Here is a 15311-nt window from a genome sequence, read left to right on the forward strand (position 1 = left end):
AACGTTATGGAACTGACCCCCAGAGAAAAAGACAAGCTGTTGCTGTTTACCGCCGCGCTGGTTGCCGAACGCCGCCTTGCGCGCGGGGTAAAGCTCAACTACCCGGAATCGGTCGCGCTGATCAGCGCCTTCATCATGGAAGGCGCGCGCGATGGCGAAACCGTCGCCTCGCTGATGGAGGCGGGCCGCCACGTCCTGACGCGCGATCAGGTGATGGAGGGCGTGCCGGAGATGATCCCGGATATTCAGGTGGAAGCCACCTTCCCGGACGGCTCCAAGCTCGTCACCGTCCACAACCCGATCGTGTAAGGAGCACGTGATGATCCCAGGTGAATACCAGATTCAGCCCGGCACTATTGCGATCAACGTCGGGCGTGAAGCCCAAAGTGTTGTTGTTGAAAATCACGGCGACAGGCCGATCCAGGTCGGATCGCACTACCACTTTTACGAGGTCAACCCGGCACTGAAGTTTGACCGGGAAGCCACCAGGGGCTACCGGCTGAACATTCCGGCGGGCACCGCCGTGCGCTTCGAGCCAGGCCAGAAGCGAGAGGTGACGCTGGTACAGGTGACGGGCGCGCAACGCATTTTTGGCTTTCGCGGCGAGGTCATGGGCGAGGTGAAACATGGCTGAAATTTCACGTCAGGCGTATGCCGACATGTTCGGCCCCACCACCGGGGATAAGGTGCGGCTGGCGGACAGCGAGCTGTGGATCGAAGTGGAAGACGATCTCACGGTCTACGGCGAAGAGGTCAAGTTCGGCGGCGGGAAGGTGATCCGCGACGGCATGGGCCAGGGGCAGATGACCGCTGACGGCTGCGTGGATCTGGTTCTCACCAACGCGCTGATCGTCGACCACTGGGGGATCGTGAAGGCCGATATCGGCGTGAAGAACGGGCGGATCTTCGCCGTCGGCAAAGCCGGGAACCCGGACATTCAGCCCGGCGTGACGATCCCGATCGGCGCCGCGACGGAAGTGATTGCCGCCGAGGGGAAGATCGTCACCGCTGGCGGGATCGACACCCACATCCACTGGATCTGCCCGCAGCAGGCGGAAGAGGCGCTGGTCTCCGGCATCACCACCATGATTGGCGGCGGCACCGGTCCGGCGGCGGGCACCAACGCCACCACCTGCTCGCCGGGGCCGTGGTATATCGCCCGCATGCTGCAGGCCGCTGATACGCTGCCGGTGAATATTGGCCTGCTCGGCAAGGGTAACGGCTCCAACCCGAACGCCCTGCGCGAGCAGATCGCCGCCGGCGCCATCGGGCTGAAGATCCACGAAGACTGGGGCGCGACGCCCGCGGCGATTAACTGCTCGCTGGAGGTGGCCGAAGAGATGGATATTCAGGTGGCGCTGCACAGCGACACGCTGAACGAGTCCGGGTTTGTCGAAGACACGCTGGCGGCCATCGGCGGGCGCACGATCCACACCTTCCACACCGAAGGCGCGGGCGGCGGCCACGCGCCGGATATCATCACCGCCTGCGCGCACCCGAATATTCTGCCCTCTTCCACCAATCCTACCTTGCCCTACACGGTGAACACCCTCGACGAGCACCTCGACATGCTGATGGTTTGCCATCACCTCGACCCGGATATCGCCGAGGACGTAGCGTTTGCCGAATCCCGCATTCGTCGGGAGACCATCGCCGCGGAAGACGTGCTGCACGATATCGGCGCGTTCTCGCTCACCTCGTCAGATTCGCAGGCCATGGGCCGCGTCGGGGAAGTGATTATCCGCACCTGGCAGGTGGCGCACCGCATGAAGGTCCAGCGCGGCGCGCTGCCGGAAGAGACGGGCGATAACGACAACCTCCGCGTGAAGCGCTATGTCGCCAAATACACCATTAACCCGGCGCTGACCCACGGCATCGCCCATGAAGTGGGCTCGATTGAGGCGGGCAAGCTGGCGGATCTGGTGGTCTGGTCCCCCGCCTTCTTTGGCGTAAAACCGGCCACCATCGTCAAAGGCGGGATGATCGCCTGCGCGCCGATGGGCGACATCAACGCCTCGATCCCCACGCCGCAGCCAGTGCATTACCGCCCGATGTTTGGCGCGCTGGGCGCCGCACGTCACGCCACGCGGCTGACGTTTGTTTCTCAGGCGGCCCACGCGAACGGCATCCCGCAGCAGCTCAGCCTGCAGAGCGCCACGGCGGTGGTAAAAGGCTGCCGGACGGTGAAAAAGGCCGACATGATCCATAACGCTCTGCAACCGAACATCACCGTCGATTCGCAAACCTACGAGGTGCGCGTCGACGGTGAACTGATAACCAGCGAACCGGCTGACGTTCTGCCGATGGCGCAACGCTATTTCCTGTTTTAAGGAGTGAAGATGATCTACTTAACACAACGTCTGGACCACGCGCACCCGATCACCGCCAGCGTCACGCTGCCGATTGACGTGCGGGTGAAAAGCCGCGCCCGCGTATCGCTGAACGACGGTCGTGAAGCCGGACTGATGCTGCCGCGCGGCCTGCTGCTGCGCGGGGGCGACCTGCTCTGTAACGAAGACGGCAGCGAGGTGATTGAGGTGATCGCCGCCCCGGAGTCGGTTTCCGTGGTGCGCTGCGCCGATCCGTTCCTACTCGCCCGCGCCTGCTACCACCTGGGCAACCGCCACGTACCGCTGCAGGTCATGCCCGGCGAGCTGCGTTATCACCACGATCACGTTCTCGACGATATGCTGCGCCAGTTCGGGCTGGAGGTAACCTTCGCCAGCCTGCCGTTTGAACCGGAAGCGGGCGCTTACGCCAGCGATACCCACAGCCATAGCCATTCTCACGCCCATTCACATTAAGGATCAATCATGCGTAAGTATTTACCGCTGTTACTGCTGGCTTTTTCCGTTCCCGCGCTCGCGCATCCCGGCCACGGCGCCGACAGCTTTCAGGCCGGTTTTCTCCACCCGCTGACCGGGCTGGATCACCTGCTGATGCTGACCGGGGCTGGCGTGCTATCTGCCCTGAGCGGCCGCAAGCTCCTGCTGCCGTTTGCCACCCTCGGCATGATGCTTGTCGGCGCCGTTGCGGGCAGCCTGCTCGGCGGCTTTAGCGGCATGGAGATGCTGATTATCGCCTCGCTGGCGGTCTGCGGCGTGATGATGTTTAAAACCGAAAACCGCCTGCTGCTGGCGGTGCCTGCCCTGGCGATGTTCCACGGCTGGGCGCACGGCGTGGAGATGTCTGGCCACAGCTTCTGGCTGTTCACCAGCGGTTTTATGCTGGCCAGCGCGACGGTGCTGGGCGCCAGTTTCGCCGCAGGCTTGCTGCTGCGCCGCCACGACGGTCTGCGTAAAACCTTCGGCGGCGGGCTGATCGTCTCCGCCCTGCTGGCGCTGATGAGCTGATGGAGCATGCCCGCCAGCGGCTGCGCCTGATGCAGCTCTCCAGCAGCAGCCTGCCGGTCGGGTCGTTTACCTGGTCGCAGGGGCTGGAGTGGGCCGTTGAGGCGGGCTGGGTTACGAGCACCGACGCCTTCAGGCGCTGGCAGATCCAGCAGATGGAGCAGAGCTTTTTCTGCGTCGATCTGCCGATGTTTATCCGGCTGTTCCGGGCCTGCGAACAGCAGGACGTCGCGGCAGCAAAACGCTGGACGACATATCTGCTCGCCTGCCGGGAAACGCGCGAGCTGCGCGAAGAGGAGCGCAACCGTGGGGCGGCCTTTACGCGCCTGATTAAAAGCTGGGAGCCGAACTGCCCGGCAGAGTGGCTGCCGCTGTTTGCGCAGAGCCAGCTCTGCGGCATGGCGTGGCTCGGCGTGCGCTGGGGCATTGGCGCGCGCGAGCTGGCGCTGAGCCTCGGCTACAGCTGGATAGAGAGCGCGGTGATGGCGGGCGTCAAGCTCGTCCCCTTCGGACAGCAGGCGGCGCAGCAGTTGATTATCGAGCTGAGCGACCATTTTGCCGCCGGGTTTGAACAGGCATTTTTACGTGGCGACGACGCGCTGGGGGCAGCTACGCCACTGTCGGCCATCGCCTCCGCGCGCCACGAAACACAATATTCACGACTATTCCGTTCCTGAGGAGTCAACATGGCTGATTACAAACATCCCCTGCGCGTGGGCGTGGGCGGTCCGGTAGGATCGGGCAAAACCGCGCTGCTGGAAGCGCTCTGCAAGGCGATGCGCGACACGTACCATCTGGCGGTGGTCACTAACGATATCTACACCAAAGAGGATCAGCGCATCCTCACCGAGGCGGGCGCGCTTGAGCCGGAGCGCATCGTGGGCGTGGAGACGGGCGGCTGCCCACATACCGCCATCCGCGAAGATGCCTCAATGAACCTCGCGGCGGTAGAAGCACTCAGCGAGAAGTTCGGTAATCTGGATCTGATCTTCGTTGAAAGCGGCGGCGACAACCTGAGCGCGACCTTCAGCCCGGAGCTGGCGGACCTGACCATTTACGTGATCGACGTGGCCGAAGGGGAAAAAATCCCGCGCAAGGGCGGGCCGGGGATCACCAAATCCGATTTTCTGGTGATCAACAAAACCGATCTTGCGCCATACGTGGGGGCGTCGCTGGAGGTGATGGAGCGTGATACCAACCGCATGCGCGGCGAGCGCCCGTGGACCTTTACCAACCTGAAGGCGGGTGACGGCCTGGGGACGATTATTGCGTTTCTGGAAGAGAAAGGGATGCTGCGGGTGTAGTCGTAAATTTTCCTCTCCCTGTGGGGAGAGGGTTAGGGTGAGGGGGTTACGCCTCAGGCAGTTCCGCCAGCGGCCAGCGCGGACGCACGGACACGCTCAGGTCGGACGTTGCCCCCGCATTCAGGCGCACCATACCGGCGTAGGCGATCATCGCCCCGTTATCGGTACAGAATTCCGGACGCGCGTAGAACACTTCCCCACGACGCTTTTGCATCATTTCGGCGAGCTTCGCACGCAGCGTACGGTTGGCGCTGACGCCGCCCGCCATCACCAGGCGCTTAAACCCGGTCTGATCCAGCGCGCGCTTGCACTTGATCATCAGCGTATCCACCACCGCATCTTCGAACGCGCGGGCGATATCGGCGCGGGTCTGCTCGTCGTTGTCGTTATTGCGGATAGTATTCGCCGCGAAGGTTTTCAGCCCGGAGAAGCTGAAGTCCAGCCCCGGACGGTCGGTCATCGGGCGCGGGAAAACAAAGCGCCCTTCCGTTCCCTGCGACGCCATTTTAGAGAGCATCGGGCCACCCGGATAATCCAGGCCCAGCAGCTTGGCGGTTTTGTCGAACGCTTCACCGGCGGCGTCGTCGATCGACTCGCCCAGCAGCTCGTACTTGCCAATACCCGTTACGCTAATCAGCTGGGTATGCCCACCGGAGACCAGCAGCGCCACGAACGGGAACTCAGGCGGATTGTCTTCCAGCATCGGTGCCAGAAGATGCCCTTCCATGTGGTGAACCGGAATGGCGGGAACGTCCCACGCGAAGGCCAGCGAACGCCCCACCGTTGCGCCGACCAGCAGCGCACCGACCAGACCCGGCCCTGCGGTATAGGCTACGGCGTCAATATCGGTTGAGCTTAATCCGGCCTCTTTCAGCGCCGCCTGAATCAGGGGAACCGTTTTACGCACGTGGTCACGAGAGGCCAGTTCAGGTACGACGCCGCCGTAGTCAGCGTGCAATTTCACCTGACTATACAGCTGGTTGGCCAGAAGCCCTTTTTCGTCGTCGTAAATGGCGATGCCGGTTTCATCGCAGGATGTTTCAATACCCAGTACACGCATGACTTGTTTTACCTCGTTTCAATACCGCGCAGTGTAGAGCCTGGGCGGGTTGATGTAAAACTTTGTTCGCCCCAGGAAGAAGGCTCGTGTATACTCCTCACCCTTATTAAAGTCCCTTTCAAAATCGCATCGGTGCTTTACAAAGCAGCAGCATTTGCAGTAAAATTCCGCACCATTTTGAAATAAGCTGGCGTTGATGCCAGCGGCAAACCGAATTTATTAAAGGTGAGAGTTACATGCCGGTAATTAAAGTACGTGAAAACGAGCCGTTCGACGTAGCACTGCGTCGCTTCAAACGTTCATGCGAGAAAGCAGGTGTTCTGGCTGAAGTTCGTCGTCGTGAGTTTTATGAAAAACCAACGACCGAACGTAAGCGCGCTAAAGCTTCCGCTGTGAAACGTCACGCGAAGAAACTGGCTCGCGAAAACGCACGCCGTACTCGTCTGTACTAATCTGTTGAGGGCCAACGCCCTCAATTGACAGACAGAGTAGTAGTCGTAAGGCCGTGCTTCCGGAAGGAATGCGCGGCTTGTTTTCGTTTATAAGTCGCTTAAATTTTTGGGGCATATGGCCGGAAGAATCCCACGCGTTTTCATCAATGACCTGCTCGCCAGAACCGACATCGTCGATCTCATCGACGCGCGGGTAAAGCTGAAAAAGCAGGGCAAGAACTACCATGCGTGCTGTCCGTTCCATAACGAAAAAACCCCCTCCTTCACCGTAAACGGTGAAAAGCAGTTTTACCATTGCTTCGGCTGTGGCGCACACGGTAATGCCGTCGATTTTTTAATGAACTACGACAAGCTCGAGTTCGTTGAAACCGTCGAAGAACTGGCGGCGATGCATAATCTTGAAGTGCCGTATGAAGCAGGCAGTGGGCCAAGTCAGATCGAGCGCCATCAGCGGCAAACGCTGTATCAACTGATGGATGGCCTGAATTCGTTTTACCAACAGTCTCTTAAGCACTCTGCGGCTGAGCCTGCGCGTCAGTATCTGAACAAGCGCGGACTGAGCGACGATGTGATTGCGCGTTTCGCTATTGGTTACGCCCCGCCCGGCTGGGACAACGTGTTAAAGCGTTTTGGCGGCAATAGCGAAGATCGTAAATCCCTCATCGACGCAGGCATGCTGGTCACTAACGACCAGGGACGAAGCTACGACCGCTTCCGTGAACGGGTGATGTTCCCGATCCGCGACAAGCGTGGCCGGGTAATTGGTTTTGGTGGTCGCGTGCTGGGTGATGCCCTGCCGAAATACCTCAACTCTCCGGAAACCGATATTTTCCATAAGGGCCGCCAGTTGTACGGTCTTTATGAGGCGCAGCAGGACAATGCGGAACCTCCGCGTCTGCTGGTCGTCGAAGGCTATATGGACGTCGTTGCGCTGGCGCAGTACGACATTAACTACGCGGTTGCGTCGTTAGGTACGTCCACCACTGCCGATCATATTCAACTGCTGTTCAGGGTGACCAACAACGTCATCTGCTGTTACGACGGTGACCGAGCCGGACGCGACGCCGCCTGGCGAGCGCTGGAAACCGCGCTGCCGTATATGACCGACGGACGTCAGCTACGCTTTATGTTCCTGCCCGACGGTGAAGACCCGGATACGCTGGTGCGTAAAGAGGGCAAAGCGGCATTCGAAGCGCGGATGGAGCAGGCACAGCCGCTCTCCACGTTTCTGTTTAACAGCCTGATGCCGCAGGTGGATTTGAGTACCCCTGACGGGCGCGCGCAGCTCAGTACTCTGGCGCTGCCGTTAATCAGCCAGGTGCCCGGCGAAACGCTGCGCATCTACCTGCGTCAGGAGTTAGGCAACAAGCTCGGTATCCTGGATGACAGCCAGCTTGAACGTTTAATGCCTAAACAGGCTGAAAACGGCACGGTTCGCCCCGCGCCTCAGCTAAAACGCACAACCATGCGTATACTGATAGGGTTACTGGTGCAAAACCCCGAACTTGCTCCGCAAGTGCCGTCGCTGGCGGGTTTGAACCACGAAAAGTTGCCCGGACTTGGCTTATTTTCAGAACTGGTCAACACTTGTTTGTCTCAGCCAGGTCTGACCACCGGACAACTTTTAGAGCATTATCGCGGCACAAAAGAGGCCGCTACCCTTGAAAAACTGTCGATGTGGGACGATATAGCAGATAAGGAAATTGCAGAAAAAACGTTCACCGACTCGCTCAACCATATGTTTGATTCGATGCTTGAGTTGCGCCAGGAAGAGTTGATAGCTCGCGAGCGCACCCATGGCTTAAGCAGCGAAGAACGCCGGGAGCTCTGGATGATTAACCAGGAACTGGCGAAGAAATAAAAAATTTAACGGCTTAAGTGCCGAATATCGATCGGGAAGCCCCCGGCAGCCGCACTGAGAGGCAGCGGCAAAAATATAAGTACGCCCTCGCTTTAAAGGTTGGCAGCACCATCGCCGACACCAATCAAACGAATTAAGTGTGGATACCGTCTTATGGAGCAAAACCCGCAGTCACAGCTGAAACTTCTTGTCCAACGCGGTAAGGAGCAAGGCTATCTGACCTATGCCGAGGTCAATGACCATCTGCCGGAAGATATCGTCGATTCAGACCAGATCGAAGACATCATCCAAATGATCAATGACATGGGCATTCAGGTGATGGAAGAAGCACCGGATGCCGATGATCTGTTGCTGGCTGAAACCTCCAACAACACTGACGAAGATGCGGAAGAAGCTGCTGCACAGGTCCTGTCCAGCGTGGAATCTGAAATCGGGCGTACCACTGACCCGGTCCGCATGTACATGCGCGAAATGGGTACCGTTGAACTGTTGACCCGCGAAGGCGAAATTGACATCGCAAAACGCATCGAAGACGGGATCAACCAGGTTCAGTGCTCTGTTGCCGAATACCCGGAAGCGATTACCTATCTGCTGGAGCAGTACGATCGCGTTGAAGCGGAAGAAGCGCGCCTGTCTGACCTGATCACCGGTTTTGTCGACCCGAACGCTGAAGAAGATATGGCGCCTACCGCCACTCACGTCGGTTCTGAGCTGTCTCAGGAAGAGATGGATGACGACGAAGATGAAGATGAGGAAGAAGACGACGACAGCGCGGACGATGACAACAGCATCGACCCGGAACTGGCGCGCGAGAAGTTTGCCGAGCTGCGTACCCAGTACGAAGTAACGCGTGACACCATCAAAGCGAAAGGCCGCAGCCATGCCGCCGCTCAGGAAGAGATCCTGAAGCTGTCTGAAGTATTCAAACAGTTCCGCCTGGTGCCAAAACAGTTCGACTACCTGGTAAACAGCATGCGCGTGATGATGGATCGCGTACGCACCCAGGAACGCATCATCATGAAGCTGTGCGTTGAGCAGTGCAAAATGCCGAAGAAGAACTTCATCACCCTCTTCACCGGCAACGAAACCAGCGAAACCTGGTTCAACGCGGCTATCGCGATGAACAAACCGTGGTCTGAAAAACTGCACGACGTGAAGGACGATGTCTATCGCGGTCTGCAGAAGCTGCAGCAAATTGAAGAAGAGACCGGCCTGACCATCGAGCAGGTCAAAGACATCAACCGTCGCATGTCCATCGGTGAAGCGAAAGCCCGCCGTGCGAAGAAAGAGATGGTTGAGGCGAACTTGCGTCTGGTTATCTCTATCGCCAAGAAATACACCAACCGCGGTCTGCAGTTCCTGGATCTGATTCAGGAAGGCAACATCGGTCTGATGAAAGCGGTAGATAAGTTTGAATACCGTCGTGGTTACAAGTTCTCCACCTACGCAACCTGGTGGATCCGTCAGGCGATCACCCGCTCTATCGCGGACCAGGCACGCACCATCCGTATTCCGGTTCATATGATTGAGACCATCAACAAGCTCAACCGTATCTCCCGCCAGATGCTGCAGGAGATGGGCCGCGAGCCGACGCCGGAAGAGCTGGCCGAGCGCATGCTGATGCCGGAAGACAAGATCCGTAAAGTGCTGAAGATCGCCAAAGAGCCAATCTCCATGGAAACACCGATCGGTGATGATGAAGATTCGCATCTGGGGGATTTCATCGAGGATACCACCCTTGAGCTGCCGCTGGACTCGGCTACTACCGAGAGCCTGCGTGCCGCCACGCACGACGTTCTGGCTGGACTGACCGCCCGTGAAGCAAAAGTGCTGCGTATGCGTTTCGGTATCGACATGAATACCGACCACACGCTGGAAGAAGTGGGTAAACAGTTCGACGTGACCCGCGAACGTATCCGTCAGATCGAAGCGAAGGCGCTGCGTAAGCTGCGTCATCCAAGCCGCTCTGAAGTGCTGCGTAGCTTCCTGGACGACTAATCCTGGTAAACAGCAAAAAGCTCCCAATCGGGAGCTTTTTTTGTTTATTCCCTCTCCCCGTGGGAGAGGGCCAGGGTGAGGGCATCAGGCCGCAAAGGAGCTAAAGCCCCCGCACCATCAGCGCCTCATCCAGCTCCCTGTAGGCCTCCACCAGCTTATCCAGCGTCGCTCTGTTGAGCCCGCTAGGATTCGGCAACACCCACACCTGCGTAACGCCGATGGTGATGTTCTGCTTACCCCACTTAGCCCCGCGCTGGCTAAACGCCTGCTCGTAGGCCTGCTTACCGAGGATCGCCAGCGCGGCGGGCTGATAGTCTTCAATCTTCTTTACCAGTTCCCGCCCGCCGCTGCGCAGCTCATGCAGGTTGACCTCGCTTGCCTGTACCGTCGGCCTCTCGACCAACATGGTAATTCCGCAGCCCGTGTCCAGCAGGTGCTGCTCCTCTTCCGGCTTGAGTAACCTGTCGGTAAACCCGGCCTGATAGATCACCTTCCAGAAGCGATTGCCCGGATGGGCGAAGTGAAAGCCGGTGTGCGCCGAGGACTTTCCTGGATTGATTCCGCAAAACACCACCCGCAGGCCAGGGGCCAGAATGTCGTTGATCATCTTTACTCCCGCTGATACGTCGTAATGGAAGTATAAAGGATTGATAATGCGTTGTTTATAAAAACAGCAGGCAGGTGTGAATGGCTGGATTGCTGCGGGGAGTTACTTTATAATTCACCGCCACGGCCCCTTAGCTCAGTGGTTAGAGCAGGCGACTCATAATCGCTTGGTCGCTGGTTCAAGTCCAGCAGGGGCCACCAAATTTTAGTGTTAGAATCATATGATTAAGCCACTCTAGCGAGTGGCTTTTTTGTTGGCTGAATAACGGGTACCATCTTGTTGTCCCCTGAGTTTTCCCCCAAGCATTCGCCAGGCTGTATCCCTCCTTTGATTTTGCTGCCCCCTATGCAAGCACATACGGAATCAATCACACGTAGCCCGGCCTGCCGCTCACCCTCACAAACTGCAAAACTAAAGAAATCCCCCATCGCGCCGATCATCATCCGTGTGTATTATTTCCTGTAGCTTTTACAACAACTACCCTTAACTCAAATACTTAAGCGCCAAAGCGAAAGGCATCATGAGCACACCGATCAAACGGCTAGAAATCATTAAAAATGCCATTGAACTGGAAGATGACGACATCATCCAGAGCCAGCTGACACGCCTGAAAAATGAAGCGTTTGACGATGAGCTACAGGCAATCGTCGTGGCGCTTGAGGAAAAGAACTACACCGCGGCCATGGCGGCCATAACCGCCTGGCTGCAGGGCCAACGCGCCGTGACCCAGTGGCGTGACCCACAGGTAGCCGCCAGCAAGCTGGAGCTGAAGGCGCTGGAAGAGCGTCTGCGCGATCTGATTGACCGCCGCAACGCGCGCGTGCAGCAGCTTGATGAGTTCAACGATCTCTATTTCTCCCGACTCGGACCGCTGATGCAGCAGATCCTCGCCCTGCGTAAAACGCTGGCGGAGCTGAACCTGCGTCGTCAGCAGGCAGAGGCACGTCGTCGCGAGGAGGATTACCGCCGCTGTCAGCGCTATATGGCGCAGGCGGTGGAGGTGCTGGCGACGCTTACCCAGCGCTGGCGCGATCTCCCGGCTGACTCCGTCCAGGCCGCTCAGGCGCGTAAGCATCTTGAGCAGCAAAGCAATCTGATTGCCAACCTGCTGGCCGAAGCGCTCGAACTGGAAAGCGGCTTAACGCGCGAAGAAGATCCCGCGCGTCAGGCGCGCGACGAGGCCAACGAAGAGTACGAGAAGTATCGCGAACAGCATCACGATGCCGAAGTGCGGCTGCGCAAGGGCAAGCATCTCTCGGAAGAAGATCAGAACGAACTCAAGCGCCTCTGGCGGCAGGCGAGCAAGCTCTGCCATCCGGATTTAGTCGCAGACGATCTGAAAGAGGAAGCCAACGCGATGATGGTGCAGCTCAACCAGGCCAAACAGCGCGGCGACGTCAAAACCATTCGCTCGCTGGTGGCCCGCCTGCAGCAGGGGTTCGAGCCATTGATGGCGAGCGACAGGCTGAACGATCTGGAGCGTATCCGCAAAAAAATGGCGCAGGTCCGCGAGCAAATCGACACCTTAGTGAACGAGCTGGCGGAGCTGGAAAAAGAGGAGTCCTGGCTGCTGGTCTCGTCGCTGAGCAATATGGAAGCGTACTTTGCTCAGCAGGAGAAAGCGCTAAAAGAGGTATGCGCCTCGCTCGAACATCAGGTTAACGAAGCGCAGATGGATTCGGCAGCCTGATTATTTAGCGTGCCAGTATGCGCTGGCACGCACCAGATGCTGGTCAATCGCGTTGGTTTCAAACTGGCGGCTCAGGCTTTTTACCACCTTCCCTTCTCCGGTCAGCCAGATAAAGTAATCTTCCGCCGGCACGGCCAGCGCCGCCAGACGGTCAGCCACCGCCTGCTCGCTGTGGCCCACCACCCAGGTGATGTTGAAATCACTCAGGTGCGCCAGATAGTCCTTATAAGATTCATCACCTACGGTCACCACCGCGTGAATCTCCGGACAAACCGGCAGTTTAGCAATGCTCTCTAAACGTCGACGCAGCGCCGGCATGCCGGACTCGTCGCACACGTACAGCTGCCAGGCGTAATCCTCCGGCACTACCAGCGAACCGCGCGGGCCGCCGATGGTCAACCTGTCGCCCACCTTCGCCTCGACTGCCCAGCCGCTGGCAATCCCGCCGTCATGAATGAAGAAATCGAGCGCCAGCTCATGATTTGCCTCATCGTACAGCGGCGTATAGTCGCGCGCCTGTGGACGTACGCCGTCGCCCCAGTCGATGCCTTCATCGGTAACCTTCGGCGGGACAAACGTGGTGCCAGGTGCAGGGAAAAAGACTTTGTTGTGGTCGTCGAAGCCGCGGGAGCTAAAGCCCTCCAGCGCCTCGCCGCCTAAAACAATGCGCTGAAAGCCTGCGCTAACGCGTTCAACGCGGCGCACCGTCAGCTCGCGAAAGCGCAGGTCATTACGCACGCGCTGTGGGTAACGGGTAGATGCCATTTTTAGCCTCTTCTCTGGTGAATACGATATATCGGAATTGAATTTTAAATGATAATGATTACTAATCAGTAAAAAAGCAAGATTTTTTAGATTGCATCTGAATATATCTTAGATATAGTTTAGATATATCAAATTAAGAGACATAACATGCGACATGAACACGACGGCGGTGGACGCCGACCGCGCTTTTTCGGCCACGGCGACCTGCGACTGGTGATTCTGGATATCCTGACCCGCAGCGCCAGCCACGGCTATGAGCTGATCAAAGAGATCGAGAACCTGACCCAGGGGAACTACACGCCGAGCCCCGGTGTGATCTACCCGACGCTGGATTATCTGCAAGATCAAACCCTTATCACCATTACGGAAGAAGAGAGCGGTCGTAAGAAGATTGCGATTACCGCTGAAGGACAACGCTGGCTGGACGAAAACCGGGAACAGCTGGAACAGATCCAGGTGCGTATTAAGGCGCGCAGCGTCGGCTTTGAGCTGCGCAAAAACCCGCAGATGAAGCGGGCGCTGGATAACTTTAAAGCGGTGTTAGACCTGAAGGTAAATCAGGGAGAGTTCAGCGACGCGCAGCTCAAGCAGATTATCGGCATAATCGACCGCGCGGCGCTGGAGATCTCCCAGCTGGATTAAGCCGGCGCGTGCTCGCTCACTCGGAATACGCGAACCAGCTCTTTCAGGTGCATCGCCTGCTCGTTAAGGGATGCCGCCGCCGCGACGGACTCCTCCACCAGCGCAGAGTTCTGCTGGGTGGTGGCATCAATCAGGCCAATCGCGCTGTTGATCTGCGAGATCCCCTCCGTCTGCTCGTGGCTGGCCTGGCGGATCTCGCGCAGGATCGTGTCCATCTCCTCCACGTTGCCGACCATGCCGTTGATCAACGCGCTCGCTTTTTCCACCAGATTCATCCCGTCCTGGGTCTGGCTGGTGGAGCTCTCGATCAGCTCGCGAATTTCACTGGCAGACGACGCGCTCTTCTGGGCAAGCTGGCGAACCTCACCGGCAACCACCGCGAAGCCGCGGCCGTGCTCGCCCGCACGCGCCGCTTCCACCGCCGCGTTCAGCGCCAGAATGTTGGTCTGGAACGCAATAGCGTCGATCAGGTCGATAATGTCGGACATCCGGTTCGACGTCTCGTTAATCAGGCGCATTTTGCTGGTCACCTGCTTCATCATCTCCCCGTTGTTTTTGACCACCGTGGCGGCATCTGCCGAGAGATTAGTCGCTTCTCCGGTGTGCGAGGCGGTGTTTTTCACCGTCGCGGTGATCTGCTCCATCGAGGCGGCGGTCTGTTCAACCGAACTTGCCTGCTCCTCGGTGCGCGCGGCAAGATCCTGGTTACCGGCGACAATCTGCGCGGCTGCGCTGGAGATATTCTCCGAGCCTGTTTGCACCTGCTGCACAATATCCAGCAGGCGGTTTTTCATCTCCATCAGCGCGTGCAGCAATAGGCCCGTTTCGTCTTTGCCGTGCGGCGTGATGCTGCCCGTCAGGTCGCCCTCTGAAATGGCATTGGCAAAATTCACCGCCTCGCCGAGTGGGCGGGTAATAGCGCGCACGATAAACCAGCCAATCAGGCTGCCAGCGGCGACGCTAAAGAGGGTGATCAGGATCAGCAGCAGTCGGCTGGACCTGAAGTCTCCTTCCACCTGCGCCCCCGCGCTCTGCATCTCATGGTTCTGAATCGCAATCAGCTCCTGCACTTTAGCTTTATAGGCCTGCTGCACGGTGAGGGTATGGGTCATCATCTCCTGGATAGCACCCGCACGGTCATTATTCTGCACCGCCTGCAAAATGCGATAGCGCGAGTCCAGATACTGCTGACGAACGTCGCGGATCTCGGCAAGGACCTGCTGCGATTTCGGGTCCTGCAACACCGTATTCAGCTCGCCCAAAATCACCGTGATATGCTCGCTGATCTCTTTAAGATGCTGCTGCGACTGTGCCTTGTACGTTCCCTGTTCATCCAGCAGCATGAGCTGCTGAGTGCTAATAAATTCCTGGAAGTTGTCGATTAACTGGTTCGCTTTTACCGTGGTGGGATAATCATGGGTAATGATGGATTGCATCCCGTTGTTAGCCCGGTTCAGGCTCAGTAAGGACATACTGGCGCTGATCACCATCAGGACAATAAAGAATCCAAACGCCAGAAATAATTTCGTGCCGATCTTTACGTCATGTAAGAACATATTTACTCCATCGATGTGATTATTTC

Annotated in this window: 16 protein-coding genes and 1 tRNA gene; 13 read left to right on the top strand and 4 right to left on the bottom strand. The window is 58.0% G+C overall.

Features of this window, described 5'->3' with window-relative positions; translation table 11 throughout:
- Nucleotides 1-6 precede the first annotated feature (6 nt).
- Genes IM291_RS19135 through ureG form a run of 7 tightly spaced genes read left to right on the top strand, consistent with a single transcriptional unit; the run spans nucleotide 7 to nucleotide 4654 of the window.
- Nucleotides 7-309: an urease subunit gamma gene (locus IM291_RS19135; protein ID WP_003862556.1), complete on the top strand. Its 303-nt coding sequence runs from the start codon at nucleotides 7-9 to the stop codon at nucleotides 307-309.
- A gap of 10 nt (nucleotides 310-319) precedes the next feature.
- Nucleotides 320-634 carry an urease subunit beta gene (locus tag IM291_RS19140; protein WP_028014465.1) on the top strand — a complete coding sequence of 105 codons (315 nt, stop codon included), beginning with the start codon at nucleotides 320-322 and terminating at the stop codon, nucleotides 632-634.
- Complete coding sequence (gene ureC / locus IM291_RS19145) at nucleotides 627-2330, top strand: urease subunit alpha (protein ID WP_192987505.1); 1704 nt, start codon at nucleotides 627-629, stop codon at nucleotides 2328-2330. The genes IM291_RS19140 and ureC overlap by 8 nt, the downstream gene beginning before the upstream one ends.
- A gap of 9 nt (nucleotides 2331-2339) precedes the next feature.
- Nucleotides 2340-2804 carry an urease accessory protein UreE gene (gene ureE, locus IM291_RS19150; protein WP_192987506.1) on the top strand — a complete coding sequence of 155 codons (465 nt, stop codon included), beginning with the start codon at nucleotides 2340-2342 and terminating at the stop codon, nucleotides 2802-2804.
- Nucleotides 2805-2813: 9 nt separating this feature from the next.
- Nucleotides 2814-3353, top strand: a complete 540-nt coding sequence (locus IM291_RS19155) for a HupE/UreJ family protein (protein WP_049000588.1) — start codon at nucleotides 2814-2816, stop codon at nucleotides 3351-3353.
- Nucleotides 3353-4027, top strand: coding sequence for an urease accessory protein UreF (locus tag IM291_RS19160; RefSeq protein ID WP_126344883.1), 675 nt, complete (start codon nucleotides 3353-3355; stop codon nucleotides 4025-4027). Before IM291_RS19155 ends, IM291_RS19160 begins: the two co-directional genes overlap by 1 nt.
- 9 nt (nucleotides 4028-4036) lie before the next feature.
- Entirely contained in the window at nucleotides 4037-4654 is a 618-nt protein-coding gene (gene ureG / locus IM291_RS19165; RefSeq protein ID WP_022651876.1) for an urease accessory protein UreG, read from the top strand.
- A 46-nt stretch (nucleotides 4655-4700) separates the two neighbouring features.
- Here the strand turns inward: ureG and tsaD are convergent, their stop codons facing one another.
- On the bottom strand, nucleotides 4701-5714 hold the full coding sequence (gene tsaD / locus IM291_RS19170; protein ID WP_041908060.1) for a tRNA (adenosine(37)-N6)-threonylcarbamoyltransferase complex transferase subunit TsaD: 1014 nt from the start codon (nucleotides 5712-5714) through the stop codon (nucleotides 4701-4703).
- 236 nt (nucleotides 5715-5950) lie between these two features.
- Here tsaD and rpsU point away from each other — a divergent pair, with 236 nt between their 5' ends.
- The 3 genes from rpsU to rpoD all read left to right on the top strand — a co-directional run bounded on the left by rpsU (nucleotide 5951) and on the right by rpoD (nucleotide 10025).
- On the top strand, nucleotides 5951-6166 hold the full coding sequence (gene rpsU / locus IM291_RS19175; RefSeq protein ID WP_001144069.1) for a 30S ribosomal protein S21: 216 nt from the start codon (nucleotides 5951-5953) through the stop codon (nucleotides 6164-6166).
- Nucleotides 6167-6281: 115 nt separating this feature from the next.
- Nucleotides 6282-8027: a DNA primase gene (gene dnaG / locus IM291_RS19180; RefSeq protein WP_028014472.1), complete on the top strand. Its 1746-nt coding sequence runs from the start codon at nucleotides 6282-6284 to the stop codon at nucleotides 8025-8027.
- A 153-nt stretch (nucleotides 8028-8180) separates the two neighbouring features.
- A complete protein-coding gene (gene rpoD / locus IM291_RS19185; RefSeq protein WP_028014473.1) occupies nucleotides 8181-10025 on the top strand; it encodes an RNA polymerase sigma factor RpoD in 1845 nt (614 codons plus the stop codon).
- Between the two features lie 100 nt (nucleotides 10026-10125).
- On the opposite strand, the gene mug is transcribed toward rpoD, so the two are convergent.
- The gene (gene mug / locus IM291_RS19190) at nucleotides 10126-10632 is read right to left on the bottom strand and encodes a G/U mismatch-specific DNA glycosylase (RefSeq protein WP_048998545.1); all 507 of its coding nucleotides are present in this window, start codon (nucleotides 10630-10632) and stop codon (nucleotides 10126-10128) included.
- A gap of 124 nt (nucleotides 10633-10756) precedes the next feature.
- Here mug and IM291_RS19195 point away from each other — a divergent pair.
- Together IM291_RS19195 and IM291_RS19200 are read left to right on the top strand one after the other, a co-directional pair.
- Nucleotides 10757-10832: transfer RNA gene (locus IM291_RS19195), tRNA-Ile, on the top strand.
- A gap of 320 nt (nucleotides 10833-11152) precedes the next feature.
- Entirely contained in the window at nucleotides 11153-12322 is a 1170-nt protein-coding gene (locus IM291_RS19200) for a DNA repair protein (RefSeq protein ID WP_192987508.1), read from the top strand.
- Here the strand turns inward: IM291_RS19200 and IM291_RS19205 are convergent, their stop codons facing one another.
- Nucleotides 12323-13087, bottom strand: coding sequence for a siderophore-interacting protein (locus tag IM291_RS19205; RefSeq protein ID WP_192987509.1), 765 nt, complete (start codon nucleotides 13085-13087; stop codon nucleotides 12323-12325).
- A gap of 147 nt (nucleotides 13088-13234) precedes the next feature.
- Between IM291_RS19205 and IM291_RS19210 the strand changes: the two genes are divergently transcribed.
- Complete coding sequence (locus tag IM291_RS19210) at nucleotides 13235-13729, top strand: PadR family transcriptional regulator (RefSeq protein ID WP_126300150.1); 495 nt, start codon at nucleotides 13235-13237, stop codon at nucleotides 13727-13729.
- Here the strand turns inward: IM291_RS19210 and IM291_RS19215 are convergent.
- The gene (locus tag IM291_RS19215; RefSeq protein WP_192987510.1) at nucleotides 13726-15285 is read right to left on the bottom strand and encodes a methyl-accepting chemotaxis protein; all 1560 of its coding nucleotides are present in this window, start codon (nucleotides 15283-15285) and stop codon (nucleotides 13726-13728) included. The genes IM291_RS19210 and IM291_RS19215 overlap by 4 nt on opposite strands.
- Between the last annotated feature and the right edge of the window lie 26 nt (nucleotides 15286-15311).

Source organism: Enterobacter cloacae complex sp. P27C (assembly GCF_014895705.1).
In the GTDB taxonomy this organism is placed as follows: domain Bacteria; phylum Pseudomonadota; class Gammaproteobacteria; order Enterobacterales; family Enterobacteriaceae; genus Enterobacter; species Enterobacter bugandensis.